Consider the following 24,874-nt stretch of genomic DNA (forward strand, 5'->3'; position numbering starts at 1 on the left):
GCGCTCACCCCAGCCTGCGGACATCGACGAAGTGGCCCTCGATCGCGGCCGCGGCGGCCATCGCCGGGCTCACGAGGTGGGTGCGGCCGCCCGCGCCCTGACGCCCCTCGAAATTGCGGTTCGACGTCGACGCGCAGCGCTCGCCCGGCTCCAGCCGGTCGGCATTCATCGCGAGGCACATCGAGCAGCCCGGCTCGCGCCATTCGAAGCCCGCCTCGATGAACACCTTGTCGAGCCCCTCGCGCTCGGCCTGCGCCTTCACGAGGCCCGAGCCCGGCACCACCATCGCGAGGCGCACGTTCGGCGCGACCCGGCGGTTGAGCTTCTTCACGACGTACGCGGCCGCGCGGATATCCTCGATGCGCGCGTTGGTGCACGAACCGATGAAGATCTTGTCGACCTGGATCGACTCGATCGGCGTGTTCGGCTCGAGCGCCATGTAGCTGAGCGCGCGCTCGATCGCATCGCGCTTGACCGGATCCTTCTCGCGCTCCGGATCGGGCACGCGCCCGTCGATCGACGTGACCATCTCCGGCGACGTGCCCCAGGTGACCTGCGGGACGATCTCGGCCGCGTTCAGTTCGACCACGCGGTCGAAGTGCGCGCCGTCGTCCGAGCGGAAGGTGCGCCAGTAGCCCGTCGCCTGATCCCATTCCACGCCCTGCGGCGAGAACGGGCGGCCCTTCAGGTAGTCGATCGTGATGTCGTCGACGGCGACCATGCCGGCGCGCGCGCCCGCCTCGATCGCCATGTTGCAGACCGTCATCCGCCCTTCCATCGACAGCGCGCGGATCGTCGAGCCGCCGAATTCGATCGCATAGCCGGTGCCGCCCGCGGTGCCGATCCTGCCGATGATCGCGAGCACGATGTCCTTCGCGGTGCAGCCGCGCGGCAGCTGGCCCTCGACCTTCACCAGCATGTTCCTGCTCTTCTTCTGCAGCAGTGTCTGGGTGGCGAGCACGTGCTCGACCTCGGAGGTGCCGATCCCGTGCGCGAGCGCGCCGAACGCGCCGTGCGTCGACGTGTGCGAATCGCCGCAGACGATCGTCATGCCGGGCAGCGTCGCGCCCTGCTCCGGCCCGATGATGTGCACGATGCCCTGGCGCACGTCGTTCATCTTGAATTGGGTGATGCCGTAGCTGTCGCAGTTCTGGTCGAGCGTATCGACCTGCAGCTTCGAGATCGGATCGGCGATGCCGTGGCTGCGATCCGTGGTGGGCACGTTGTGGTCTGACACCGCGAGGTTCGCGCTGAGCCGCCATACCGGACGCTGCGCGAGCTTCAGCCCCTCGAACGCCTGCGGACTCGTGACTTCATGCAGCAGCTGGCGATCGATGTAGAGCAGGGTCGTGCCGTCTTCCTCGGTATGGACGACGTGCGAATTCCACAATTTGTCGTAGAGAGTCTGTGCCATGGGTATGCGGGGTAGTTGTGGCTGCAAGCCGTTCGGATGCGATCGATTATGCCACGCAGAACCCGTCGATTCACGCTCTCCGCAAGAAAAAACCGAATAAAAACAGTGAGTTGGCTGGTAGTTTCAATACCTGTATCAGCGTTACCCGGCAGTCCGGCCCTCGTATCGCGCCCAGCGGCGGGACGGATCGGGCACGCACGCGAGCCCGCCCCGCCGGCGCTCAGGTCCGCGTGGTCGACACGCCGCCATCCACGAACAGCGTGGCGCCCGTGACGAAGCTCGACAGATCCGACGCGAGATACAGCGCCGATTTCGCGATCTCCTCGGCATTCGCCATGCGCTTGAGCGCATGGATCTGCTCGATGCCCGCGCGCTGTTCGGCGGTGCTCGCGGCCGAGCCCCGGATCATCTCGGTGTCGGTGCCGCCCGGCATCAGCGCGTTCACGCGCAAGCCGCGCGGACTGAATTCGGCGGCCAGCGTCCGCACCAGGCCGACGAGCGCGGCCTTGCTGGCCGCGTAAGCCGCCATGCCCGGAAACCCCACCGAGTGACCGACGAACGACGAGGTGAAGATCAGCGACCCGCGCCAGCTCGCCAGCAGCGCCGGAATCTGGTGCTTCGCGGCGAAAAACGCGCCGGTCAGATTGGTCTCGATCGTCTCGCGCCAGTCGTCCGCCGCGAGTTCCGTCACGGCTCCCATGACGCCCATCGTCGCCGCGTTGTTGAAGCCGATATCCAGCCCGCCGAAGCGCTCCACCGCCAGTTCGACCGCCTGCTGCGCGCAACGCTCGTCCTTCACGTCGCCCGCCATCGCGACGGCCACCCCGCCTTCGCGGCCGATCTCGTCGACCAGCACGGCCAGCTGTTCGGCGCGGCGCGCGACCAGCACCAGCCCCGCCCCCTCCCGCGCGAACAGCTTCGCCGCCTCGCGGCCGATTCCCGCACTGGCGCCCGTGATGATCGCCGTCCTGCCCGCCAGCATCGATCCCATCCCGCCTCCTCGTAGAAGCCCCGCACACACGGCCGCCTCAGGCCGCCGTTCAATCCCGCCCGGCCTTGACGGACCCGTACAGCAGCACGATCGCCACGGCCGCCACGAGCGCCCCCGCCGCGGGCGTCAAGGCCACGCCGTGGGCGCCGCTCTTGACCACCAGGCTGCCGATCAGCGCGCCGCCGCCAATCCCGGCGTTGAACGCGGAGACGTTCATCGCGGACGCGAGGTTCGGTGCATCCCCCGCCCGGGTCAGGATTCTCACGATCAGCGCGGGCACGAACGCATAGGAGGCCGCGCCCCACAGAAACACGTACGCGACCACCGCCCACTTCACCGTATAGACGAGATGCACCGAACCCATGAGGACCACGAGGCATATCAGGCTGACGAACGCCGTATGCAGCGGCCATTTGTCCGAATATTTGGCGCCCACCACGTTCCCCAGGCTCAGGCCCGCGCCGAAGACCAGCAGGATCCACGTCACGCTGGACGGCGAGAACCGCGAGATGTCCTCCAGGATCGGCGCGATGTAGGTGAAGCCCACGAAGGTGCTGCCGAAGCCGACGATCATCGCCGCATAGGAGATGATCATCTTGTAGTCCTTGAAAACCGCCATCTCCTTCGCGACCGAGGTCACGTGCAGGTTCACGTCATCGGGCAAGGTCTTCCACAGCGCCAGCATCGAGATCGCGCCCCACGCCGCGATCGCCCAGAACGGCGCATGCCAGTCCGAGAAGAAGTTGCCGAGGAACGTCCCCAGCGGCACCCCCACCACGTTGGCGAGCGTGATGCCGGACAGCATCACGCCCACCGCCTGCGCCCGGCGGCTTTCATCGACCAGATGCGCCGACACCACCACGCCGATCCCCATCGACACGCCATGCACCGCCGCCGCGATGCTGCGCGAGATCAGCAGCACCTCGTAGCTGTCGGACAGCGCGGAGACGACGTGCGCCACGACGAAGATCAGCAGCAGCAGCAACAGCAGGTTCTTCTTCGAGAAACGCAGCGTCAGCGCCGTCAAGGTGGGAGCGGAGATCGCGACCACCCAGGCATAGGCGCTGACCAGGAAGCCCGCGCTCGACAGGCTCACCGACAGATCCCGCGCGATGCTGGGCAGCAGCCCGGTCACGATGGTCTCGGTCGTGCCGACGCCGAACGAGGTCATCGCCATCGCGATGAGCGCGAGACTGGATGCGTCGCTTCGTTCTCTTTTGATCCCGGTTGAAATTTCCATGAGTGCGGCCCTCCGTTCATTGCACAAATATTCACGGCGCATCCGCGCCGCGGCCCTCGCGCCCGCTCACAACGCGATGCCCAGCGCCAGGCACAGCCGTTTCGTCGTGACGCCGTCGCGACGGCCGGCCGCCTCGGGCGACAGCACATCCGCGTCGGCGGAAAAGACCTCCGGGCCGACCATGTCGAGCGCGCCGCGCGCCTTCAGGATCGAGAGCACCTTCTTGAGCGGCAAATCGCCCTCGCCGACGAACTTCCGGTTATTGATGGTTTCGTCGAACAGATCGCCGCCCTTGAAGTGGGTCAAGCCGTCCGCCACCTGCACACCCCGCAGCAGCTGCGCGGGAATCTTTTCCAGGAGATCGAAATCCGGATTGCCCTTCAGGAAGTGCCAGGTATCGAGCAACAGGCTCGCATTGCCGCGATTCGCCGCCGCGACGATCGCGTACGCCTGCGCGATGTCGCGCAGGCCGAAGATCGGGGAAAACTCCAGCTGAACCAGGATGTCCATCGGCGCGACGCGATCGCACAGACGCGCGAACCGCTCGACCAGGATCGCCTCGTCCACCTCGCCCGCCTTGAAGCCCGGAAAGGCCAGGATCGTTTTCAGCTCGAACGCCTCGCAGATCTCCAGGCAGGTATCGAGCGCGACATCGAAGCGGCGCTTCAACTGCCCGGTCAGGAATTCCGGGAACCGCACGGGCGCCCAGTCGGTGACCGTGTCGAAGTGGCGGATCTCGATGCCGGCGTCCCCGGCCAGCGCTTTCATGTCGCGCACCGACAGCCCGGCAGCGCGCGCGTCGAAATAGGTATCGGCCGCGATCGCCATGCTGGTGAATCCGCCCGCCGAGGCCGCGGCGATATGTTCCCGAATCCCGCCGTTCCGGGTGGAGGCGGGCCAATAAATGAAATCGATATTCTTTCCCATGGAAAGCCTCGGTGAATTTGATGAACCACGACGAACGGCATCGGCACGGAAAAGACCCATTCCGCGTTATTCGCTTTCCAGCGTGCTTTTATCGCAACCCATGCGCGGCACGATTGGCATTCATCGCAGAAGCAATTCCGGCGCACCGGCCCTGCGACCGCCCGCTCAGGCGCGCGGCCCCGGAAGCCGCGCGCCCGCCCGCTGCGGGCCGGTCTGTTTCGCCATTGCCCGGCCGCTTGGCCGTTTCATCGTCGTGATTTCGTTTCTTGCGCCTCGTTTCACAACGTCCTCGTTTGCGTTGGCCATGACAGCGGCAATTCCTCGCTCAGTGCCGCGTTAGGTTACAAGTTTCGGGCGCATTGAAAAATCACATATGATTCCCTTGTCCTCGGAAAAATATTCCGCAACACATGGCTATCGATAATCTGAGTGGCATCACGGTCTTCGTGCAGGTCGCCGAGACGCGCAGTTATGTCCGCGCCGGACAGCATCTTGGGTTGTCGGCATCGGCGGTCGGCAAGAGCATCGCGCGCCTGGAAAAACGCCTCGGGGTCAGGCTGCTGCACCGCAGTACACGCAGCATGAATCTGACCGCGGAAGGCCTGCTCTATCTGAAACGCTGCCAGCACATCCTCGCGGAGGCGGAAGCGGCCGAATCCGAGCTGCTGCATGCGCTGCGCGCGCCGCGCGGCAAGTTCCGCCTCAGCCTGCCGCTCGTGGGCGACCTGATGTCGCCGGTGGTCGCCGCGTTCATGCAGCGCTACCCCGAAATCGAACTCGACATCGATTTCTCCGACCGGCTCGTCGACCTGATCGACGAGGGTTTCGACGCCGCCGTGCGTACCGGAACCCCGAACGATTCGCGTCTGATGTCGCGCCCGCTCGGCTCGTTCCGCCAGGTGCTCGTCGGCTCGCCCGACTACTTCGCGCGCAAAGGCGTGCCGCAGCACCCCGTCGAGCTGCGCGACCACGATTGCCTCCATCACCGCTTTCCGGCGACGGGCAAGCTCAGGAAATGGCCGTTGTATGTCGATTCGATCGACGAGAATCTGCAGTTGCCGGTGCGGATGATCTGCAACCATCTCGACACCCTGCTGCATGTCGCCCGGTCCGGACAAGGCATCGCCTGCCTGCCGGATTTCGTGGTCCGCGACGCCGTGGCCGCGCACGAGTTGCGGATCGTGCTCGCCGCGTATACGGAGAACCTCGGGACGTTCCGCGTGCTGTGGCCCTCCGGCAGGCATTCGTCGCCGAAGCTGCGCGCGTTCGTCGACTTCCTGCAGATGAACCTGTTCGCGCGGCAGAGCGATCCCGATCAGCGGACCGCGTGACGTCAGACCCGTTCCAGCCGATACCCGTAGTTGTAGATGGTCGAGACCACGAGGCCGTTCTTCGAGCGCAGCCCGAGGCTCGAACGCAGCTTGCTGATGTAGGTGGCGAGCGTCGCGTCGTACTTGCGGTCGACGCCGCCCCAGATGCGCTTGATCATCACGTCCTTCGACACGATCCGGCCGACGCTCTCGAACAGCATCATCGCGAGCTCGAACTCCCGCTGCGACAGCTCCACCGGCTTGCCGTCGACGAGCGCCGCATGCGCGGCGGGATCCAGCGCGAACCGGCCCACCTCGATGCGCTTGTCCGGGCGGACTTCGGGATAATACTTGCGGGCCTGCGCGGTGACCCGCGCGACCAGTTCGCGCTCGCGCAAAGGCTTGACGAGATAGTCGTCCGCGCCGTTGTCGAGGCCGAACACGATGTCCTCCTCGCCGTCGTGCTGCGTCATCATGATGATCGGCAAGGCCACGCCGAACGCCTCGCGCGCCCAGCGCAGCACCTCGATGCCCGACTTGCCGGGCACGTTCCAGTCGAGCAGCAGCACATCCACGCGCGCGTGCTTCACATGCTCGATGAAGCGCTCGCCGTCGTGGTGCACGACGGTCTCGTAGCCCGCCCTCTTCAGCCACCCCGACACGGTGCCCGCCTGGGTCACGATGTCTTCCAGAATTCCGACGATCATCCCTTCCTCCCTTGGATTCACTGCCCCGCGCCCGGCGGCGCGCCGCCCGCTCCGGTTCCGCCCGGGCCGCCGTTCGTCGACGGCAGATAGACGAAGACCCACTCGCTGTAGGCCGCCTTGTCGTCAAACGCCGCGTAGTCGTCCGGAAAACCACGCCGCTTGAGCGGGCGGCCGGCCGCCTGGCTGTACACGCCCATCACGCCGCCGTCCGGCGCGGCGACCACGCCCCACTCGACGCCGCCCAACGGATCGGCGTAGGCCCGCCGCAGGTGCCGCAGCGGACGCGGCCCGCGCCGATCGTCGACCAGCTCGTCGAGCGTGGTCGGGAAGCGGCTGCCCTGCGCGGCATTGTAATAGCTCGCAATCGCCTGCCGGATCTGGTCGCCCACGAACAGCAGCTGCGCCTCGCGGTCGCGCTGCTGGACCGTTTTCCAGACCCGCGCCGCCTCGGTGGCGGTCAGGCCGAGCGCCGCGACGAGCAGCAGCACGCCAAGATAGGCGATGCCGCGCTGCCGCGCCGGGCGCGGCTTACCAGGTTTCATAGGCGCTCCCGTCGAGCGCGCGCCCCTTCGCGCCACTGCGCACATCGTGCACGCCCGCCGCCTCGCCCGCCTGCAACACCCAGGTGGTGCGCTTGCCCGTCAGCGGATCGAGCGGCACGTCGCGCAGATAGCGGCCGTCGACCAGCGATTCGAGCGTGTCGGGATCGCCGCCGTGGTCCGCGCGATAGTCGTCGATCGCGCCGCGCAGCGTGTTCAGGTTGTGGCGCAGCACGGTTTCCTTCGCGCGGTCGCCCTGCTTCAGGTAGCCCGGCGCGACGAGCGCCGTCAGCGCCGCGATGATCGCCATCACGACCAGCAGTTCGATCAGCGTGAAGCCGCGCTGCCGGCCGCGCCTACCACGCGTTGTATGGCACGCCATTGAGCCCCTCCTTGCGGTTGCGGGAGCGTACGTCGAACACGTCCGCTCCGGATGAAAACGAGGTGGGATCGCTGTCGTAGCTGCGCGTCTCCCACATCTCCTCCGGCGGCTTGCCCTCGCACTCGCACAGCGGGTCCGCCGGAATCCGCCGCAGGAAATACAGGCGCGCGCCGTTCGCGCTCTGCTTGTCCTCGACGCCCTCCACCAGCGCGCGCAGGTCGGGCGGATAGCCGCTCGCGTCGATGCTGCGCTCGATCCGGCCCGCGTCCGAGGCGCGCTTGTAGGCGTCGAGCGCCGAGCGGATCACGATCAGCGAACGGCGCAGCTCGCCCTCGTTCGCACGGCGCTTGACCAGCTCCGTCAGCGGCAGCGCAACCGTCGCCAGCAGCGCCAGCAAGGTCAGCGCCGCCAGCAGTTCGATCAGCGTGAAGCCGCGCGTGCGGCGACGGGCGCCGGGCCTCATGCGAGGACGCCCAGGCGCGCGGCGAGCGCCGGCGCGTCAGCATAGGCGCGCGCGGCGCGCGGCGCGCCAGCGATCCCGCCGAAAGCCGGGGCGCGCGCGAGCGCGCGGGGCCCCCGCCACGCACGCACCGGCGTCGATGGCTCGGCAAGCGGCCCTGCCTCGATGCGCGCGAAGCCGCCCGCGTCGATCGAGGCAAACCTGCCAATCGTGTCAAGCCGCGCCGCCCGAACCACGGCCGCGCATGCGGTCAACGCCGGCGCACACCCCCCGGCCAACCTCGCCGCGCCAGTGGTGTCGTGCAGGGCAACGGCGCGACGTCGTGCCGATGCCGGGTTGCCTCGCGCAACCTGCGCGGGCTCCGGCTGCGCCGCGTCACGCGCATGGCGCAGCGCGCCGATGGCCTCCGGCAGCCCCCCCCTGCGCAGCCGCCGTTGCGCCGCATCGAGGCCGTCGCGCGCCGTCGCGTCCCGGCCTGCGGCACGCAGGTCCCGGGCCGGCGTCGCGCGGTCGCCCGCGCCGTCACGCGCCACGGCCCGCGCGGTCGCCCCGTCCAGGTCGCGCGGAACCGCCCGCATCGCGCCGGAGGTCCGCAGCACCGCCGCCGCGCGGGCGGCGACAGCCGCGCCGCCGGTGCGCAACACACGCGGCGCACGCGCGTTCGTGACGCGCAGCGGCAGATCCGCACGCATCCGCATCATGCCCGCGCCGCGCGTACTGCCAACCGGCTCGTCTGCGACCGCGCCCGCCCCCGCTTCGGCGGTCATCTTCGCCTCGATGCCCGCCCCCGCTTCGGCGGCCGTTCCCACCTCGGTGGTGGTTCCCGCCGCGCCGGCCTGACCGGCTCCACGCTCCGATGCCGCGTCGTCATTCGCCTCGTCATTCGCGCCGCCGTCCCGCGCGGCGGCCGCATCGGCCGGCACGATCGGCGCCGAGAGATCCGGCGCCGACGCCCGCCGCGGCGCGGCCTGCTCGAAGCTCGAATCGAGCGTCAGCGGCTCGGTGGTCACGCGCGTCTCGGTGCCCGACAGGAAGGTCGAGACCGCGGCCTCCGGCAGGTCGAGATTGCGCTCGATGTGCGGCGTGATCAGCAGCACGATCTCGGACTTCTCGTCGCTGGTCGCCTTCGAACCGAACAGCCGCCCCACCACCGGCAGGCCCGACAGGCCCGGCAGCCCCACCATGTCGGCGGTCTCGCTGCGCTTGACCAGGCCCGCGAGGATCTGGGTCTCGCCGTTCTTCGCGGTCATCAGCGTTTCCGCGTTGCGGGTGCCCAGTGAATAGGCGACGAGGCCCGTCTTGGTGGTTTCCTTCGACAGGATGTTGCTGACCTCCAGGTTCACCTTCACGCTCACTTCGTCGTTGAGGCTGATGCGCGGCTCCACCTTGAGGATCAGGCCGACGTCCTGGTAGCTGACCGACTCGCTGACCACGCCGTTCGCATTGGTCGTGGTGACGATCGGCACGCGCTCGCCGATCTTGATGTTCGCCTTCTCCAGGTTGCGTACCCGGATCTTCGGATTGGCGAGCGTCTTGGTGCGCCCCTTCTTCTGCAACATGTTGATCGCGGCCGACAGCGCGCCCGCGTCGCCCGAGACGCCGATCCGGTCGCGGTTGATCCGCAGCAGGTCGCCGAGCGTCATCGGCGACGAACCGCCGCCGGCACCGAGCGCATCGAACTGGATCCGGCCCGGGTACTCGACGCCGAGGTCGAGCTTGTCGTTCACGTTCACCTCGAGCACCTGCACGTCGAGCGTGACCTCGGACTGCGGGATGTCGAGACCCATCACCACGCGTTCCGCGACCTGGATCGTCTCGGGCGTATCGCGCACCACGACCGCGTTGATCCGTTCGTCCACGTACACGTCCTTCGGCTTGATCATCTGGCGCAGCGCGGCCATCACCGATTTCGCATCCGCGTGCGACAGGAAGAACGTGCGCAGCGCGAACTCCTGGTAGGTGCGCGCCTTGTCGGCCTGCGCCGGATAGATCAGCAGCGTGTGCCGGTCGAGCACCTTCTTGTCCAGCTGGTTGGTGCGCAACAGCAGGTTGATCGCGTCCTGCGCCGTGGTGCGCTCCGCGAGCAGCGTGGCCGGCAGGTCGACCTGCACGTCGCGGTCGAACACGAAGTTGACGCCGGACACGCGCGAGATCACCTCGAAGATGCTCGACAGCGGCTGCTGGCGGAAATTGAGCGAGACCGGCTTGCGCAGCGCGTCCGACAACTGCGGACGCGCCGTGCGGCTCGCCTGCGATTCGCGCAGCAGCGCGTCGCGCAGGCGGCGCGCCTCGACATGGTTCGGCTGTTCGGCCAGGACACCGCGCGCAATCTCGAGCGCCTCCTGCGGGCGGCTGTCGCGCAGCCGCTCCGCGCGCGCCAGCTCGACGCGCATCTGCTGGCGCCGTTCGAGCCGCCGCAGGTCCTGCTCCACCTTCAGGTTGCCCGGGTCCTGCGCCAGCGCATTGCCGAGATGATCGATCGCGGCCGAATAATTGCCTTGCGCGGCCTCGTCCTCGGCCCGCCGCAACTCGGCGCGCACGTAGTCCGGCTTGCGCCGCTCCAGCGCAAGCTGCGCATCGATGTCCTCCGGCTCGGCCTGCTGCCGCGTGCGCAGCGCGGCCAGTTCGTCCGCGGGCGAGCCGGCCGCGTCCGGCGCAGGGTTGAACGGCGTACCCGCGCAACCGGTCAGCGCAACCACGGCGACCAGGACGAGCAAACTGACGGTTCGTTTCATGATGTCTTCCAGATGCGCCGAAGCGCTCGACGCGATTAAATGGGGTTCAGGGCGCGCGGCCCGGCATCGGCAGCGTATGCGTCGCGCCGTCTTCGGTCCGGATCAGCACGCCGGCCGGCCGCACCGCTTCGAAGCGGTAGCCCGGCGCGATCTCGTCGCCCGGCCGCAATGCGTCGCGCAGCGCGCAGCGCTGCTCGCACAGCAGGCGCAGGCCCGGCGCGCCGTCGAGCACGAAGATGCGCCGGCCGTTGTCGCGCCACTCGCCGCTCAGCCGGAACGGCAGCGGCGCGGCGGCCGGCGGCGCGGCATCCGCCGCGCCGAACGAATCGGGATCGACTTGCGCCGGCAGTTCGGGCGCAAGCGTCGGCTCGGCGATCGGCGGCGCATCGGCGCCCAGTCCGGCCCAGTTCTGCGCCGGAAACACCTCGATCACCACGCGCGACGGCGCGTCCGGCGGCTCGGCCTGGCCCGTCGCCGCCCCGAGCAGCAAGGGCGCGGCCAGCGCAGCCGCACGCCAGGCCCTGATGGCGGCGCTCATGCGTCCGGCCCCAGCAGGCTGATGCGCAACGTGATGTCGAGCAGCGGGCTGTCGATCTTCTCGCGCTCGAACGTGACGCTCTCGATCCGCGCCATCGGCTGATCGGCGATCGCGCGCAGCGCCTCGCGCGCGGCCAGGTAGGTGCCCGACGCCGCGATGCCGATCGTCAGCCGTCGCAACTGGCCCTTGACCTCGGCCTCGCGGCGGTAGGTCGCGTGCTTGCGCTCGACGCCATGCTTCATCAGGATCTCGAACACCGAATAGGCCTGCTCGCTGCTGCGCAACTGCTGCACGTCGCGCAGCGTCATGCCGCCCGCGCCGCGCGCGACGTCCGGCCTCGGCAACGCCGCGAGCGTGCGCCGGTGCTCGGCGCGCGCGGCTTCGAGCCGCTCCGTCTCCGGGCCCAGATGGGCCGTATACAGCAGCGGCGACACCGCCAGCACGGCGCCCGCGAGCATCCCGAGCGGCCCGAGCCGGCGGCCCGCCGCAAAGACGGCCCAGTGCAGGCGCGCGCGCAGCGCGCCCGTATCGATCGCACTCAGACGTTTCATGGCGACTCCACGCTCAAGCTGAAGAGATAGATGGAACGACCGTCGATCACCTTGGTCCGGTGCTGCAACAGACCGGTGCGGCGCTCCGCATGCCGATCGTTCAGACGCGACACGAACAGATAGATATGCGACAGGTCGGACGCCGCGCCTTCGATGCGCGCTTCCGTGCCGGCCTTGTCGACGACGATCGACGTCAGCGCGATCTGCGGGGTCCAGGCCTGTTCGATCCAGTCGACCACCGGCATTCCGGACCCCGTTATCGGCATGCGCTGCTCGCGGATCACGCGCTCGATGCGTTTCTGCTCGGGCGTCAGCTGCTTCTGACGACGCTGCTCGCGCTCCGCCGCGCGCTGCCGCTGCTCGATGCGCTGTTCGATCCGCTCGACCTCGTCGCGCAACCCGCCGAGCTCCGCGAACGCTTGCGCGACCAGCAACGCCGCGCAGGCCGCCGCGCCCAGAGCCGCGGCGCCCCACGGCGTCAGCCGACGGCGCGGCGTCGCGAAATCGATCGTTTCGGCGCGTCTCATGCCGGCACCTCGTCGGCGACGTCGCCGAGCAGCACGGCGTCCCCGCAATCGGGCGCCACGCGGGCGGCATCGTGCGCGTACAGATAGATCGGCCCCGTCACATCCGCCTCGCTCACGAGCGCCGCCGCATCGAGCAGGTCGCTCACGCGCTGGCCCCGCAGGCTCGGCAGGGTGACGAGATCGGCCCACTCGCCGCCCCACCGGAACAGGCAGGTCAGCGCGCCCGGCTGCAACAGCGCGATCCGGCAGTCGGCGTCGACCCGCCGCGCCGCGTATTCGCGCAGCACGAACGACAACAGGTCGCGACAGCGCGTCAAGGTCCAGCCCGCCGCGCGGCTCGCCTCGGCCAGCGCGCCCAAAAGATCCTCGCGCACCGCGATCGCGAGCCGCGCACGGCCAAAGCCGACGTGCGCGACGCGCACGCTGAGCGGCACGCCCGGCGCATGAGGTTCGAGCAGCGCCCGCCCATAGGCGTCCCACCCGGTCGACGAGCACAGACCATCCTGCCACGGCAGCACGACGCCCTGCGCCCACGGATGGGCAAGCAGCACCTGCACGCGGTTGCGCAGCGCAGGACGCGCCTTCGGCAGGTCCGCCAATGCCCGCGCGAGCAGTTCGGCCGGTTCGCCGCCATGCTCGGCCGCGAAGCACGGCGCGCCGCCGCAGCGCGCATCCGCGTCCGGGCCGGCCCACACGCGCAGCTGGTCGGCGTCCACCATCACGTAGACGTCATTGAAGAGCGATCGCACGCTGCACCTCCTGGAACGTGGTCAGGCGCTGGCGGATCGCGGCGAGGCCCGCCGCCCGCATCGACTGGTATTCGAGGCTGTCGGCCAGCGCACGCGCACGCTTCTCGAGCGAACGTTCGAGCAGGGCCGCCTTCATGCACGCATCCATCGGCAGGATCTCGGCCAGTCCGATCCGGCCTTGATAGCCGGTGCCGCGACAGGTCTCGCAACCCGCTCCCGGCCGCACCAGATGCTGGAGGTCGTCGAGCGACGCGCCGGCGAGCGACGCGCCCTCGCCCTCGCCCGCGGGCGCGCCGCAGTCCGGGCAGATCCGTCGCACGAGCCGCTGCGACACCACGCCGTTGAGCGCCTCGAGAAACGTCGAAGGCTCGACGCCCATGTAGATGAAGCGATCGATCACGCTGAAGCCGTCGTTCGCGTGCACCGTCGACAGCACGCGGTGGCCGGTCAGCGCCGATTGCACCGCGATCGACGCGGTCTCCTCGTCGCGGATCTCGCCGACCATCACCGTATCCGGATCGTGCCGCAGGATCGCGCGCAATCCGCGCGCGAAGGTCAGCCCCTTGCGCTCGTTGACCGGGATCTGCAGCACGCCCTGCAACTCGTATTCGACCGGGTCCTCGATCGTGATGATCTTGTCGTCGCCGGTATTCACTTCCGACAGCACCGCATAGAGCGTGGTCGACTTGCCGCTGCCGGTCGGACCGGTCACGAGCATCAGTCCGTACGGCAGATGCGCGAGCGCGCGGATCCGCTGCGCCGTGCGCGCATCGAAGCCGAGTATGTCCAGACTCACCTGGTCGCCGCGCTGCGACTTGTCCAGCACCCGCAGCACCGCGTTCTCGCCGTAGGTGCCGGGGATCACCGACACGCGGAAATCGATCTCGCGGCCCTGCAGCACCACCTTGAAACGACCGTCCTGCGGCACGCGCTTCTCGGCGATGTCGAGCGTCGCGAGCACCTTGAGGCGCGCGAGCGTCTGCGTCGCCACCTCCACCCCGGGAATCCGGCGAATCGGCTGCAGCACGCCGTCGATCCGGTAGCGGATCGACAGCCCGTCGGGGACGGCCTCCAGGTGGATATCGCTCGCTCGGCTTTGCAGCGCGTCGTACAGCGTCATGTTGACGAGCCGGATCACCGGGCTCTCGTCCTTCGCGATACTCGTCAGCGTGATCGACTCGATCGCCTGCGCGAGCGAGTCGCCGTGACCGTCGACCGTCACGTCACCGTCCATCAGGCGCTCCCCGGCTTCGGCTTCGCCGAGCAGCCGCTCGACCTCGCCCGGCAGGCTCATCGCGAGCCTCACCGCGCGGCGCGCGAAGCGTGCGAACAGCGCATCGCGCACCCGGCGCGCGAACGGGTCCGAGAGGACCAGGCACGGTTCGCCCTCGAGTTCGACGGGCAACACGCGCAGGGTCAGCGCATCGTGCAGCGGCAGCAGGTCGAAGCGCGTCGGCGCGCTGCGCAAGGCGTCGGACGCGACCGCGGCAAGCCCGAGCGACGCGGCCGCGTCGGCCAGGCCCGCCGGCTCGGCCGCGAGTTGCCGGCCGAGGTAGTCGGCCAGCGCGAGCCCGGCGTCCGCCGCCCCGCCGCGCCAGTTTTCCACGATAGAGTTCGCTTTCATGTGCAGTGTTTCCTGTTCTGTTTCGTATGGCGCGCGGCCCGCGCGCATCCCGCCGGGTCAGCCGATGCTGCCCGCCAGTTCGAAGATCGGCATGTAAAGCAGCACGACCACCGCGCCGACCGTCGCGCCGACCGCCAGCATCAGCACGGGTTCGAGCACCTTGCTGAGCATCTCGATCGCGCGATCGAGCGCGCCGTCGTGAAATTGCGCGATGTGCTCGCACATCCCGCCGAGATCACCGCTCTGCTCGCCGACCCGCAACAACCGTTCGGCGACCGAAGTGGTGAGACCTTGCCCCGCCAGCACGGCCGATACGGGCCGGCCGGCGCGCAGCGCCGCGAGCGCGGCGGCCAGCCGCGCATGGAAGTGCGCGGGCAGGATCTTCCCCGCCAGCTCCAGCGCGGCGAGCACCGGCGTACCGCCACCGATCAGCAGGCCGACGGTCCGATAGAAACGGGTCAGCGCGAACAGCGCCGCGATGTCGCGCAGCTTCGGCAGACGCCACAGCAGCTTCAGGCCGATGCGGCCCGCGAGCCCGCCGCGCACCGCCGCGACGGCCGCCGCCGCGAGCGCGACGAGCGCCGCGCCGATCACGGCGCCCCGCGCCTCGAGCAGACGCGACCACCACAGCATCGCCTGCGCGGTCGCGGGCAGTGTGTTCATCGTCTCGAACACCGCCGAGAAGCGCGGGATCACGAAGAACGCCATGAACATCAGGATGCCGACCCCGACGCCGATCACGAGCGCCGGATAGACGAGCGCGCCCGTCACCCGCTTGCGGATCTGCGCGATGCGCGTTTCGTACTGCTGGTAACGCTTGAGCACCACGGGCAGCTGGCCGCTGCCTTCGGACGATTCGACCGTCGCGACCAGCAGCGCGGGAAACGCGTCCGGCTGCTTCGCGAGCGCCTTCGAGAACGGCTGGCCCTCGACCATCACGGCGAGGATCCGGTCGATCACGGATTTCGCGCCCTTGCCGCCGCCCGTCTTGTCGCGCAGGGCTTCGAGCGCCTCGATCAACACCAGCCCCGCATCGAGCAAGGTCGACAGCTCTTGCAGGAACAGCGCAAGTTCGAACGCCGGCCGCCGACCGCGCGCGCCGGTGCGGCCGCGCCGCCGGACCTGCAGGACGATGCCGGCCGCGCCCGCGCCGGCCGCGCCAACCTGCGCACGCGCATCGGCCTCGTCCGTGGCCTGCACGGTGCGCTCGACGACCTTGCCGCCGTCGAGCAGGCGAACCTGGAACGCGTGCATGCTCACCTCCGCCATTCGGCCAGCAGCGCGAGACTGCCGGCCCGATCGAGGGTCAGCTCGCGGTAGACCTCCCACACCCGGGTCGCATAGGCCTTGCGCGCGGGGGCGCGTTTCGCCGCGGAACCGGCGTTGTACGCCCCCACCGCATTCCAGGTGTAGCCGTGGCGCTCGACGAAGCCCGCGAGAATCGCCGCGCCTGTGTCGATCGAGGTACAGGGCTCGTCGACCAGGCGCTGGCGCGTCACGCCGACTTTCACGAGGCGCGGCAGATGCGTGCTGTTGATCTGCATCAGGCCGATGTCGTAGGTGCCGTTGCGGTTGCGGTTGAAGGCGCGCGGATTCATCGCTGATTCAACCTGCGCGATCGCCACCAGCAGCAGCGGATCGAGACCGTGGCGATCGCCCGCGCGGGACCAGCAGTCCTGCGCCAGCGCGCTCGGCGCGCAGCCTGCGAGCAGCGCCGCCGCGACCAGCCGGCGGCATGCGGCGCGCAGGCCGCTCTTACATGCCGTGAACGAGGTCCGCATCGACGCCGCTCCCGCCCGTGCGACCGTCGCGACCGAGCGAGGCCACTTCCGCCTCGCCGTCGCGGCCCGGTACGTTCCATTGATAGGCGCGGCCCCATGCGTCCTTCGGCACCGCCTTCGCCAGATACGGCCCGCTCCAGCCATCCGCGCCCTGCGGCTGCGCGACCAGCGCATCGAGCCCCTCGTCGGCGCTCGGATAGCGGCCGGTGTCGAGCCGGAACTGGGTCAGCGCATCGCCGAGCGTCTTCATCTGCGCCTCGGTCGAGCGCACCTTGGCCTTGTCGACCTGGGAGAACAGCTTCGGGCCGACGTAGCCGGCCAGCAGCGCGATGATCAGAAGTACGACAAGCAATTCCAAAAGAGTAAAGCCGCGTTGCACGCCGCGACGTACGGCACGATTCAATTTCACGGTAGATGTCCTGGGTGATGACGCGAGCGAGGTCGCGTGGAATCCGGCGTTCGAATCGCGGCGCGTGCCGCTGTCGTTGCATGCGTCACGCCGGACAAGTGAACGAGGGTTGACGAGAAAAGGCTATTTTCCGGGGGCGCCGCGTTCGCCTCAAACTTGCTCAAAGAAGTCTCAACGCGGCGCCGCCGGAAGGGGACGGGCCACGCACCCGCAGGGATGCGCGGCCCGTCGGACAGGCCGGATCAGCGGTTGCGGCTTACTTCGCGCACGCGCCCAGATCCTTCCACACCTTGCCGGTGTAATCGGCGCCCGTGGTCGCCGGCAAGCCCGGGATCTCGCCCTGGGTCCACCAGCGTGCCTCGTAGGTGCGACCTTGGTGCTGCACCTTCGCGCCGCCCGTGTAGGCCGCGGCCTGCGCCCACGCCGACGCGCACTGCGCGCCTTCGCCGCCGCCCGAATCGCCGACCAGCTTGAACGTGCTGGATTCCTGCACCAGCTTGCCGCCCTGGATCTGCGAGGTCGCCACGACCGTGTGCGGGCCGGCCTTCGCGTTCGCGATGTCGACCGACAGATCGCCTTGCGACTTCATCTTGGCGCTCGTCGAGCCAACCATTTTCTGGCTGCCGTCGAACACCTTGAGGCCGACGTCGGTTTCCTTCGCGTGGTTGAACTTGAGGAAGAACTTCGCGGTCGCCTTGCCGTTCTCGATCTTGAATTCGTTGTTGTTGGAGATGCTGAAGCCCTCGTCGATGCCGCCTTCCGGCTTCTTCTCGACCGTGGTCTCGGTGCGCGTGACGCCGCTGCCGTCCTTCGCGTACACGTCGTTCATGCCCGGCACCGGCTCGATCGCGCCGCCGTTCTTCACGCCCGCCATCAGCTTCGCCGACTGGGTGCGATTGATTTCCTTCGCGAGCAGCATCGGCCACATGTTCTTCTCACCGTTCTGCGCCGACGAGATCGTCATCGAGGTCTTCATGCCGGCGATCTCGCCGCTGGCTCCGAACACGCGGTTATGCACCTTGTCGCCGACCCCGAGGTCGTGCTGCGACGGCATGATGTCGCCGACGTCCTTCCAGCCCGGCTTGCCCGGATCGGTCCCGCCGCCGTCCTTCGTGATGTTGACGTCGGCGACGTTGTAGAACATCCCCGCCGTATCGCCGACGTGCCACGTCGACAGGATCACGTGATGGCCGGTGCGATCGGACGGGATCGTGCAGCCGTGCGGCCCGATCTCGTTGGCCTTCTTCATCCCGCCGTCGATCGTGCAGAACGGCGTCAGGTCGAACTGTTCACGCGTCAACAGTGCGTTCGGATTCCAACCCTGCTTCGTGATGTAGTACTTGAATTCCTTGGTGACGTGCGGCGCAGTGAACGTCCACTTGAAATCGTGCCGGCCCGGCTTCAGGTCGAGGATCTTCCAGCGCACGGCGTTCTGCTCGTTCAGCTCGCTGAACTGCACCACGCCGCCGCTCGGGATCTGGCCGTCAGGCGCGCCCGCTTGCGGGAAGCCCTGCTTGCCTTCGACGCTCTGCGGTTCGTAGGTGACGGAACCGCAGTTGGCGTTCTGCGGCGAGCCTGCCTTCGAGCTGCACAGCAGGTTGCGCGACGGCGGATCGGACAGGTAGCCGTGCGCGAACGCATGTTGCGCGAAGAACATCGTTGCGCATGCGACGAACGGCGAAAGTTTGAATAGCGTACGACTCGCTGAATGCTTGCTCATGAGATGGATTTAAGGAATCGGTTGATCGGAAATGGGTTCGGGCGTGACTCAATGCCGGCGGCAAGCCCCGGCGCCCATGCATCGCGCATTCCTGCATTGCCCGGATGCGGATCGCAGTGTGCGGGCCATCCCGCTTCCGCCCAACCATCCTGAATGATTTATCAACGTCCGGCGCCGCGATTGAGCAAGCGTTGAGATTCTTTGCCGGCGCATGCGCATTGAAAAAGAATGCGCGGGTCGATCCAGACACGCCTTTCATCACTCAAGGATGACCCGCAAATTGAAGATACTTAACATGCAACCTCGCTCGCCGTCGCACTACCCGCCTACGAACGAGCGCGCGCAGACGCTGATCTGCGCGACCATCGCGGCGGCCAGCGCGCTGTGTTTCGCGAACGCCGCGCTCGCCGCGCCCGGCGCGCCGAGCCTCAAGGCCTATGAAATCACCTCGCAGCCGCACGGCTTCGTGGAGATCGACCTGCAGAAGGCCGGCAGCGCCCCGTACAAGGACGTCGTCAAGCTCAACAAGAACGTCAACGTCCCACTGCCCTTCGACATCTGGAGCAACGGCACCGCCGTGAAGGCGCTCGCGGTGGTCGACGGCGTCGTCGATGCCGACTCCGAGATCAAGCTCACCCCGGGCGGCACGCAAAGCGGCAAGGTGGTCACCCGAGTCAAGACCCCGGGCGTGAAGAAGATGCAGGTTCGCGTGGTCGATGCGAACGGCGCCTCGACCGACAGCGCGCCGCTCGACGTGATCGTGTTCGACACCATCCCGGAACTCGCCGATCCGCTGCCGAACAACGCGAGCAAGAACCACAAGCCGTTCGCGAACCGCTCCGACTCGGTGGTCGGCACCTATTTCGCGACCTGGTCCGTGTACGACCGCAAGTTCAACGTCGACAACGTGCCGGTCGAGAACCTCACGCACATCCTGTACGGCTTCGTGCCGATCTGCGGCGGCGCCGACATCAACGCCTCGCTCGCGCGCGACGTGCCGAATTCGTTCCGCGCGCTGCAGCAGACCTGCGCGGGGCTGCCTGACTTCAGCGTCGCGATCCACGACACCTGGGGCGAGATCGGCATGACGCTGCCGGGCCAGACCGCCAAGTCGCAGCTCAAGGGCGTGCTCGGCCAGATGATGGCCGCGAAGAAGCGCAACCCGAACCTGAAGATCCTGCCGTCGATCGGCGGCTGGACGCTGTCCGATCCGTTCTTCCACCTGCACGACGCGGGCAAGCGCAAGGTGTTCGTCGATTCCGCCGAGCAGCTGCTGCGCACCTGGAAGTTCTTCGACGGCATCGACATCGATTGGGAATTCCCCGGCGGCAAGGGCGCGAACGGCGCGCTCGGCAATCCGCAGACGGACGGCGCGCTGTACGTGACGCTGATGAAGGAACTGCGGCAGATGCTCGACCGCGTGTCGAAGGACACCGGCAAGACCTACGAGCTGACCTCGGCGATCGGCGCGGGCAAGGACAAGATCGACGTGGTGAACTACAAGAACGCCACGCAGTACATGGACTACATCTTCGACATGACGTACGACTACTACGGTGCGTTCAGCATGACGGAGCTGGGACACCAGACCGCGCTCTACGCGCCGGCCTGGAAGCCCGACACCGCGTATACGACGGACAACTCGATCAAGGCCCTGCTGGACCAGGGCGTCGATCCGAAGAAGCTCGTGGTCGGCGCGGCGGCCTACGGCCGCGGCTGGACCGGCGTGTCCGGCTATACCGACGGCAACCCGTTCACCGGCAAGGCGACGGGGCCGATCGGCGGCGGCTGGGAGCCAGGCATCCTCGACTACAAGGCCATGGTCGCGAAGATGATCGGGCCGAACGAAACGGGCATCAACGGCTTCGAGTTCCACTACGACCAGCAGGCCGAGGCGCCGTATGTGTTCAACAAGAGCACGGGCGAACTCGTCACGTACGACAATGCGCGCTCGGTGCACGCGAAGGGCGACTATGTGCGCAAGCATCGGCTGGGCGGCATGTTCTCGTGGGAGATCGACGCGGACAACGGCGACATCCTCAACGCGATGCACGAGGGCCTCGGCCACGACGGCGGCAGCGGCGGCGGTACGCCGAACCGCCCGCCGCTCGCGGACGCGGGCACGGGTGCGACGGTGACGGGCGCGCAGACGGTGGCGCTCGACGCATCGAAGTCGCGCGACCCCGATGGCGACCAGCTGACCTACAAGTGGGAACAGATCCATGGCGCGGCGCTGACGATCGCGGACCCGGCCAGCGCGAAGACCACGGTCAAGGTGCCCGCGGTCGAACAGGACACGCGCTTCGCGTTCCGCGTGACGGTCAAGGATCCGGCCGGGCTCTCGTCGAGCGCCGACGTGACCATCGTCGCGAAGGCGGAACCCGTGACCGGGCCGGGCGAGAACCGCCCGCCTGTCGCCGACCTGAGCGGCCCGACGACGGCCGGGGCGAACCAGCCGGTCACGCTGTCGGCCGCGAAGTCGAGCGATCCGGACGGCGACAAGCTGAGCTTCAAGTGGACCGTGCCCAACGGCATCGGCGCACAGCCGAACGGCGCGACGCTGAACTTCACGGCGCCGGCGCTGAAGGCCGACCAGACCTTCGAGTTCGCGGTGACGGTCAGCGACGGCAAGCTCGCGTCGACGGCCAGGCACGCGGTGCGCGTGAAGGCGCAGGACAACGGCGGCGGTGCAGGCGGCCAGCATCCGCAATACCAGTCCGGCACGCCGTATCGGGCGGGCGACATCGTGTCGAACCTCGGCAAGCTGTACCAGTGCAAGCCGTTCCCGTACAGCGGCTGGTGCTCGGGTGCGCCGAGCGCCTATGAACCTGGCAAGGGTTTCGCGTGGAACGATGCGTGGACGCTGGTGGGCGAAGGCGGCGGCAACGGCGGTGGCAACGGCGGTGGCAACGGCGGCGGCAACGGCGGCGGCAACGGCAACGGCGGCGGCAACGGCGGCGGCAGCGGCGGCGGCAACCACCCCGCATACCAGGAAGGCGCCAGCTACAACGCCGGCGACATCGTGTCGAACGACGGCAAGCTCTACCGCTGCAAGCCCGCGCCGTTCAGCGGCTGGTGCTCGATGGCCAAGTGGGCATACGAACCCGGCAAGGGCAGCGCCTGGAATCAGGCATGGGAGGTCTACAACGGCAAATGACGATGCCATCCGTGCATACGGATGATCCAGCGTGAAAGACGGGAGCCGGCCCAGCCGGCTCCCGCACGCCCGGGGCAATCCATGCAAGCGTTCTCACCCGGCAGGGTCGCGAGCGCTTGCGCGGCCTGCCGTCCGCCTGGCACGCCCGAACCGTCGCGCTCACGCCTTCCGCACGAATTCCGTCTTGAGACTCATCGCGCCGAACCCGTCTATCTTGCAATCGATGTCATGATCGCTGTCGACGAGGCGGATGTTCTTGACCTTGGTGCCCATCTTCACGACGCCGGAGCCGCCTTTCAGCTTCAGGTCCTTGATGACCGTCACGGTGTCGCCGTCGTTGAGCAGGTTGCCGGCGGCATCGCGATAGACGCGGCCGGCCGCTTCGGCCGGCGCGGCATCCTGCGCCGACCATTCGTGCGCGCAGGACGGGCAGACCAGCAGCGCGCCATCCTCATACGTGTAGTCGGCCTGGCAGTTCGGGCAAGGGGGCAATGTGCTCATCGGCGATCCTTCGGGTGAAATCCAATAAAGCGCGCCAGTATAGCCGCCCGCGCATCCGGCCCGGGTCCCGCCCGACCGGCTGCGCGGATCGGCCGCACGCGCCGCGTCCCCCCGGCTCACTCATTCCTCGAGCCGTGCAGCTTCGGTGCGCGCGAGCCGCACCGTGAAGCGGCTGCCTTCGCCCAGCACCGATTCCACCTCCACCCGCCCGCCATGACGCGTGATCACGGTCTGCACGAACGGCAGGCCGAGCCCGACGCCCTGGCTCGCATCGGCGCGCGCGCCGTCGACCTGGAAGAACGGTTCGAACAGGCGCGGAAGCGCTGCCGCTGGAATCCCGAATCCGTGATCCTCGATGCCGAGCGCAACCTCGTCGCCCTGCCGGCGGATCCGGACGTCGATCTCGGTGCCTTCGCTCGAATACTTGATCGCGTTGTCGAGCAGGTTCACGAGCGCACGCAGCAGCATGTCGCGATGGCCGAGCACGAACAGTTCCTCGCCCTCGTCGTGCGGCCCTCCGACCTCGATCCGCTTCGCGGTCGCGCTGTGCCAGACCTGATCCACGGCCTCCGCCGCGAGATCGTTCAGCGACACGGGCAGATAGCTGCGCGCATCGAGATGCTCGGCGCGCGCGAGCTGCGTGAAGTCCTGCGCGACGCGCAGGCTGTAGTCGACGAGCCGGTGCAGATCGCCGAGGAAATCCGCATCCGCGCTCGCACCCGCGCCGCGCGCACTGCGCTCCTCGAGCAAGGCCAGCATCGTCGCGAGCGGGTTGCGCAGATCGTGTGCCATGCTCCGCAGGGTCAGGCGGTCGCTCTCCGCCGCGGCGCGAATGTCGTGCACGTCGACGAAGCAGATCATGCTGCCCGCATCGCCGTGATCGCCGCCGTCGCCGAACGGCGTCACCATCATCATGTGAATGCGGCCGTCGATCTCCAGCTCGACCGTCCGGATCGCGCGCGCCGCCTTTGCCGCACGGATCTCGTCGCGCGCGAGCGCGAGCATCGCGCGGTCACCGTCGGCACCGGCGAGGCGGGAGAGGCGGGCGAGCATTTCCTGCCCCTGTTCGTTGCTGAGCACGAGCTGCGCCCCTTGCTCGACGAACACCGGATAAGGCAGCGCGCGGATGAGGTCGACATACGCGGTGCGCGACGCGCGGATCTGCTGCATCAGCTCGGTGATCCCGTCAATCGGCGCCGGGCTCGCGGCCTCCGACGTCGCGGCCGGCGCCAGGTTCGCGAGATGCCGGCCGCCGCCCGCGCGCAGCGCATCGAACTCCCGCCGCAGGAAGCTGTGCGTCGCGCTCGCGCGACGCCAGCCGTAGATCGCGTAGATCACGCCGCACATCACCACGGTCGGGCCGGCCGGCATCCAGTAGCCGCACCCCAGCGGCACCGCCATCGCGCTCGCGACGAACAACGCGACCCATCCGAGCGCGAGCCCGTAGAGCCGGGCCCCCGACGCGCGCGTGCAGATCACGATCATGCCGAGCGCGACCGCGAGGCCGATCAGCACCTGCAACGCGTACGGCACGCGCCGGATCAGATGGCCGCCCAGCAGCGCGTCGGTGGCAAGCGCATCGACCTGCACCCGGCTCAGGGGCCGCCCCGCCGCAGACAGCACGTAAGGACCGCCGGACAGATCCGTCGCGGTGTCGCCGACGAACACGACGCGCCCAGCGAACGCGGAAGCCGGCACGCGTCCGTCCAGCACGTCGACATAGGAGTACTGCTGAAGATCGAACTGGCGCGGCAACGACAGCGCGAGCGCATCGTGCACGATGTGCCCCATCGTCGTCACGTGGTCCTGCGCGTAGTGGCGCACGTCGCCGAGCGGCAACGGCAGGCCGGCGACGCGCAGCATCTGCAGCGCGACGTGCGGCTCCTCGGTGCCCGACGCGTCGACCTTCAGGAACGGCACGATGCCCTGCACCGCGTGATCGGCGCCGAGCATGAGGTTGCGCTGCCCGATCGCCGCCGCCGCCCGCGCGAGCGGCGCCGCCGGCGGCAGCACGACGTCGGTGCGGCCCGCCACGGCGTTGGACTGCTCGGTCAGCACGACCCGCCCGTGCCGCGCGATCGCGCGCGCCAGCACCGCGTCCTGCGGATTCGGGCTGACCAGCGTGAAATCGAGTGCAACGCTCGCCGCGCCGTCGAGCCGTTCGAGCAGGCGGGCATGCGTCGCCCGCGCGTAGCTGGCGCTCGCCCCGAGCGCCGCGATCGTGCGCGCATCGACGACCACCACCGCGACCTTGCCGCGGTGCGCAGCGTTGTCGTGGCGCGAAACCAGATCCCAGTGCACGCGATCGAGCGGCGCGAACAGCGTCTCGACCGACGGCGTATAGCCGAGCGCGGTCAACGCAAGCAGGACCAGCGCGAGCAGCCAGCCGGATGGACGGCCCCCGGACACCCGGCGCGCGATGCGATCGAACCATCTGGGCAGCATGTACGGGGTTCCTCTTCTGATTGTTATGGCCCATTCCATTGGCCCGCCTCGAAGGGCCGGGCCAATGGAATGGGACGGGAGCGGCACGGCCGGGCCCTGCACCGCATGATATAGCGCCGGGGCCCCGCCTGGAAAATCCCGACGCCGCGCCTGCGACGCGCACCCCG

The 24,874-nt window shown here is 68.6% G+C and carries 22 protein-coding genes; 2 read left to right on the plus strand and 20 right to left on the minus strand.

The window, feature by feature from the left end; translation table 11 throughout:
- Nucleotides 1–4 precede the first annotated feature (4 nt).
- The 4 genes from leuC to Bsp3421_RS13650 all read right to left on the minus strand — a co-directional run bounded on the left by leuC (nucleotide 5) and on the right by Bsp3421_RS13650 (nucleotide 4,572).
- Nucleotides 5–1,414 carry a 3-isopropylmalate dehydratase large subunit gene (gene leuC, locus Bsp3421_RS13635; protein WP_273996469.1) on the minus strand — a complete coding sequence of 470 codons (1,410 nt, stop codon included), beginning with the start codon at nucleotides 1,412–1,414 and terminating at the stop codon, nucleotides 5–7.
- A 220-nt stretch (nucleotides 1,415–1,634) separates the two neighbouring features.
- On the minus strand, nucleotides 1,635–2,405 hold the full coding sequence (locus Bsp3421_RS13640) for an SDR family oxidoreductase (protein ID WP_273996470.1): 771 nt from the start codon (nucleotides 2,403–2,405) through the stop codon (nucleotides 1,635–1,637).
- A 49-nt stretch (nucleotides 2,406–2,454) separates the two neighbouring features.
- Nucleotides 2,455–3,645 carry an MFS transporter gene (locus Bsp3421_RS13645; protein ID WP_273996471.1) on the minus strand — a complete coding sequence of 397 codons (1,191 nt, stop codon included), beginning with the start codon at nucleotides 3,643–3,645 and terminating at the stop codon, nucleotides 2,455–2,457.
- A 66-nt stretch (nucleotides 3,646–3,711) separates the two neighbouring features.
- Nucleotides 3,712–4,572, minus strand: coding sequence for a sugar phosphate isomerase/epimerase family protein (locus Bsp3421_RS13650; protein WP_273996472.1), 861 nt, complete (start codon nucleotides 4,570–4,572; stop codon nucleotides 3,712–3,714).
- Between the two features lie 416 nt (nucleotides 4,573–4,988).
- Here Bsp3421_RS13650 and Bsp3421_RS13655 point away from each other — a divergent pair, with 416 nt between their 5' ends.
- The gene (locus Bsp3421_RS13655; RefSeq protein WP_273998396.1) at nucleotides 4,989–5,903 is read left to right on the plus strand and encodes a LysR family transcriptional regulator; all 915 of its coding nucleotides are present in this window, start codon (nucleotides 4,989–4,991) and stop codon (nucleotides 5,901–5,903) included.
- A 2-nt stretch (nucleotides 5,904–5,905) separates the two neighbouring features.
- On the opposite strand, the gene Bsp3421_RS13660 is transcribed toward Bsp3421_RS13655, so the two are convergent.
- The 14 genes from Bsp3421_RS13660 to gbpA all read right to left on the minus strand — a co-directional run bounded on the left by Bsp3421_RS13660 (nucleotide 5,906) and on the right by gbpA (nucleotide 18,541).
- Entirely contained in the window at nucleotides 5,906–6,589 is a 684-nt protein-coding gene (locus Bsp3421_RS13660) for a response regulator transcription factor (protein ID WP_273996473.1), read from the minus strand.
- 17 nt (nucleotides 6,590–6,606) lie between these two features.
- Nucleotides 6,607–7,131 carry a type II secretion system protein gene (locus tag Bsp3421_RS13665; RefSeq protein ID WP_273996474.1) on the minus strand — a complete coding sequence of 175 codons (525 nt, stop codon included), beginning with the start codon at nucleotides 7,129–7,131 and terminating at the stop codon, nucleotides 6,607–6,609.
- A complete protein-coding gene (locus Bsp3421_RS13670; RefSeq protein ID WP_273996475.1) occupies nucleotides 7,118–7,510 on the minus strand; it encodes a type II secretion system protein in 393 nt (130 codons plus the stop codon). Before Bsp3421_RS13670 ends, Bsp3421_RS13665 begins: the two co-directional genes overlap by 14 nt.
- Nucleotides 7,485–7,973, minus strand: a complete 489-nt coding sequence (locus Bsp3421_RS13675) for a prepilin-type N-terminal cleavage/methylation domain-containing protein (RefSeq protein WP_273996476.1) — start codon at nucleotides 7,971–7,973, stop codon at nucleotides 7,485–7,487. Before Bsp3421_RS13675 ends, Bsp3421_RS13670 begins: the two co-directional genes overlap by 26 nt.
- Entirely contained in the window at nucleotides 7,970–10,705 is a 2,736-nt protein-coding gene (locus Bsp3421_RS13680) for a secretin N-terminal domain-containing protein (protein WP_273996477.1), read from the minus strand. The genes Bsp3421_RS13675 and Bsp3421_RS13680 overlap by 4 nt, the downstream gene beginning before the upstream one ends.
- A gap of 46 nt (nucleotides 10,706–10,751) precedes the next feature.
- Complete coding sequence (locus Bsp3421_RS13685; RefSeq protein WP_273996478.1) at nucleotides 10,752–11,243, minus strand: hypothetical protein; 492 nt, start codon at nucleotides 11,241–11,243, stop codon at nucleotides 10,752–10,754.
- Nucleotides 11,240–11,794: a hypothetical protein gene (locus Bsp3421_RS13690; protein WP_273996479.1), complete on the minus strand. Its 555-nt coding sequence runs from the start codon at nucleotides 11,792–11,794 to the stop codon at nucleotides 11,240–11,242. The genes Bsp3421_RS13685 and Bsp3421_RS13690 overlap by 4 nt, the downstream gene beginning before the upstream one ends.
- Nucleotides 11,791–12,321 (minus strand): hypothetical protein, encoded by a 531-nt coding sequence (locus tag Bsp3421_RS13695; protein WP_273996480.1) that lies wholly within the window; start codon nucleotides 12,319–12,321, stop codon nucleotides 11,791–11,793. The genes Bsp3421_RS13690 and Bsp3421_RS13695 overlap by 4 nt, the downstream gene beginning before the upstream one ends.
- On the minus strand, nucleotides 12,318–13,070 hold the full coding sequence (locus Bsp3421_RS13700; RefSeq protein ID WP_273996481.1) for a hypothetical protein: 753 nt from the start codon (nucleotides 13,068–13,070) through the stop codon (nucleotides 12,318–12,320). The genes Bsp3421_RS13695 and Bsp3421_RS13700 overlap by 4 nt, the downstream gene beginning before the upstream one ends.
- Entirely contained in the window at nucleotides 13,051–14,694 is a 1,644-nt protein-coding gene (locus Bsp3421_RS13705; RefSeq protein WP_273996482.1) for a GspE/PulE family protein, read from the minus strand. Before Bsp3421_RS13705 ends, Bsp3421_RS13700 begins: the two co-directional genes overlap by 20 nt.
- Nucleotides 14,695–14,751: 57 nt before the next feature.
- The gene (locus tag Bsp3421_RS13710) at nucleotides 14,752–15,948 is read right to left on the minus strand and encodes a type II secretion system F family protein (RefSeq protein ID WP_273996483.1); all 1,197 of its coding nucleotides are present in this window, start codon (nucleotides 15,946–15,948) and stop codon (nucleotides 14,752–14,754) included.
- A gap of 2 nt (nucleotides 15,949–15,950) precedes the next feature.
- Complete coding sequence (locus tag Bsp3421_RS13715) at nucleotides 15,951–16,475, minus strand: lytic transglycosylase domain-containing protein (protein WP_273996484.1); 525 nt, start codon at nucleotides 16,473–16,475, stop codon at nucleotides 15,951–15,953.
- Nucleotides 16,450–16,884 (minus strand): type II secretion system major pseudopilin GspG, encoded by a 435-nt coding sequence (gspG, locus tag Bsp3421_RS13720; protein WP_273996485.1) that lies wholly within the window; start codon nucleotides 16,882–16,884, stop codon nucleotides 16,450–16,452. The genes Bsp3421_RS13715 and gspG overlap by 26 nt, the downstream gene beginning before the upstream one ends.
- Before the next feature lie 256 nt (nucleotides 16,885–17,140).
- Complete coding sequence (gbpA, locus tag Bsp3421_RS13725; protein ID WP_273996486.1) at nucleotides 17,141–18,541, minus strand: N-acetylglucosamine-binding protein GbpA; 1,401 nt, start codon at nucleotides 18,539–18,541, stop codon at nucleotides 17,141–17,143.
- A gap of 358 nt (nucleotides 18,542–18,899) precedes the next feature.
- Here gbpA and Bsp3421_RS13730 point away from each other — a divergent pair, with 358 nt between their 5' ends.
- On the plus strand, nucleotides 18,900–21,761 hold the full coding sequence (locus tag Bsp3421_RS13730; RefSeq protein WP_273996487.1) for a glycosyl hydrolase family 18 protein: 2,862 nt from the start codon (nucleotides 18,900–18,902) through the stop codon (nucleotides 21,759–21,761).
- A gap of 159 nt (nucleotides 21,762–21,920) precedes the next feature.
- Here Bsp3421_RS13730 and Bsp3421_RS13735 read toward each other — a convergent pair whose 3' ends face one another.
- Both Bsp3421_RS13735 and Bsp3421_RS13740 read right to left on the minus strand, forming a co-directional pair.
- Nucleotides 21,921–22,262, minus strand: a complete 342-nt coding sequence (locus Bsp3421_RS13735; RefSeq protein WP_273996488.1) for a zinc ribbon domain-containing protein YjdM — start codon at nucleotides 22,260–22,262, stop codon at nucleotides 21,921–21,923.
- A 120-nt stretch (nucleotides 22,263–22,382) separates the two neighbouring features.
- A complete protein-coding gene (locus tag Bsp3421_RS13740; protein WP_273996489.1) occupies nucleotides 22,383–24,707 on the minus strand; it encodes a CHASE2 and HATPase_c domain-containing protein in 2,325 nt (774 codons plus the stop codon).
- Nucleotides 24,708–24,874 lie beyond the last annotated feature (167 nt).

The organism is Burkholderia sp. FERM BP-3421 (assembly GCF_028657905.1).
Classification (GTDB): Bacteria; Pseudomonadota; Gammaproteobacteria; order Burkholderiales; family Burkholderiaceae; genus Burkholderia.

Bases quoted from the DNA above. Each gene is read 5' to 3' on its own strand.
- leuC (WP_273996469.1), bottom strand. From the start codon at position 1,414: ATGGCACAGACTCTCTACGACAAATTGTGGAATTCGCACGTCGTCCAT.
- Bsp3421_RS13640 (WP_273996470.1), bottom strand. From the start codon at position 2,405: ATGGGATCGATGCTGGCGGGCAGGACGGCGATCATCACGGGCGCCAGT.
- Bsp3421_RS13645 (WP_273996471.1), bottom strand. From the start codon at position 3,645: ATGGAAATTTCAACCGGGATCAAAAGAGAACGAAGCGACGCATCCAGT.
- Bsp3421_RS13650 (WP_273996472.1), bottom strand. From the start codon at position 4,572: ATGGGAAAGAATATCGATTTCATTTATTGGCCCGCCTCCACCCGGAAC.
- Bsp3421_RS13660 (WP_273996473.1), bottom strand. From the start codon at position 6,589: ATGATCGTCGGAATTCTGGAAGACATCGTGACCCAGGCGGGCACCGTG.
- Bsp3421_RS13665 (WP_273996474.1), bottom strand. From the start codon at position 7,131: ATGAAACCTGGTAAGCCGCGCCCGGCGCGGCAGCGCGGCATCGCCTAT.
- Bsp3421_RS13670 (WP_273996475.1), bottom strand. From the start codon at position 7,510: ATGGCGTGCCATACAACGCGTGGTAGGCGCGGCCGGCAGCGCGGCTTC.
- Bsp3421_RS13675 (WP_273996476.1), bottom strand. From the start codon at position 7,973: ATGAGGCCCGGCGCCCGTCGCCGCACGCGCGGCTTCACGCTGATCGAA.
- Bsp3421_RS13680 (WP_273996477.1), bottom strand. From the start codon at position 10,705: ATGAAACGAACCGTCAGTTTGCTCGTCCTGGTCGCCGTGGTTGCGCTG.
- Bsp3421_RS13685 (WP_273996478.1), bottom strand. From the start codon at position 11,243: ATGAGCGCCGCCATCAGGGCCTGGCGTGCGGCTGCGCTGGCCGCGCCC.
- Bsp3421_RS13690 (WP_273996479.1), bottom strand. From the start codon at position 11,794: ATGAAACGTCTGAGTGCGATCGATACGGGCGCGCTGCGCGCGCGCCTG.
- Bsp3421_RS13695 (WP_273996480.1), bottom strand. From the start codon at position 12,321: ATGAGACGCGCCGAAACGATCGATTTCGCGACGCCGCGCCGTCGGCTG.
- Bsp3421_RS13705 (WP_273996482.1), bottom strand. From the start codon at position 14,694: ATGAAAGCGAACTCTATCGTGGAAAACTGGCGCGGCGGGGCGGCGGAC.
- Bsp3421_RS13710 (WP_273996483.1), bottom strand. From the start codon at position 15,948: ATGCACGCGTTCCAGGTTCGCCTGCTCGACGGCGGCAAGGTCGTCGAG.
- Bsp3421_RS13715 (WP_273996484.1), bottom strand. From the start codon at position 16,475: ATGCGGACCTCGTTCACGGCATGTAAGAGCGGCCTGCGCGCCGCATGC.
- gbpA (WP_273996486.1), bottom strand. From the start codon at position 18,541: ATGTTCTTCGCGCAACATGCGTTCGCGCACGGCTACCTGTCCGATCCG.
- Bsp3421_RS13730 (WP_273996487.1), top strand. From the start codon at position 18,900: ATGCAACCTCGCTCGCCGTCGCACTACCCGCCTACGAACGAGCGCGCG.
- Bsp3421_RS13735 (WP_273996488.1), bottom strand. From the start codon at position 22,262: ATGAGCACATTGCCCCCTTGCCCGAACTGCCAGGCCGACTACACGTAT.
- Bsp3421_RS13740 (WP_273996489.1), bottom strand. From the start codon at position 24,707: ATGCTGCCCAGATGGTTCGATCGCATCGCGCGCCGGGTGTCCGGGGGC.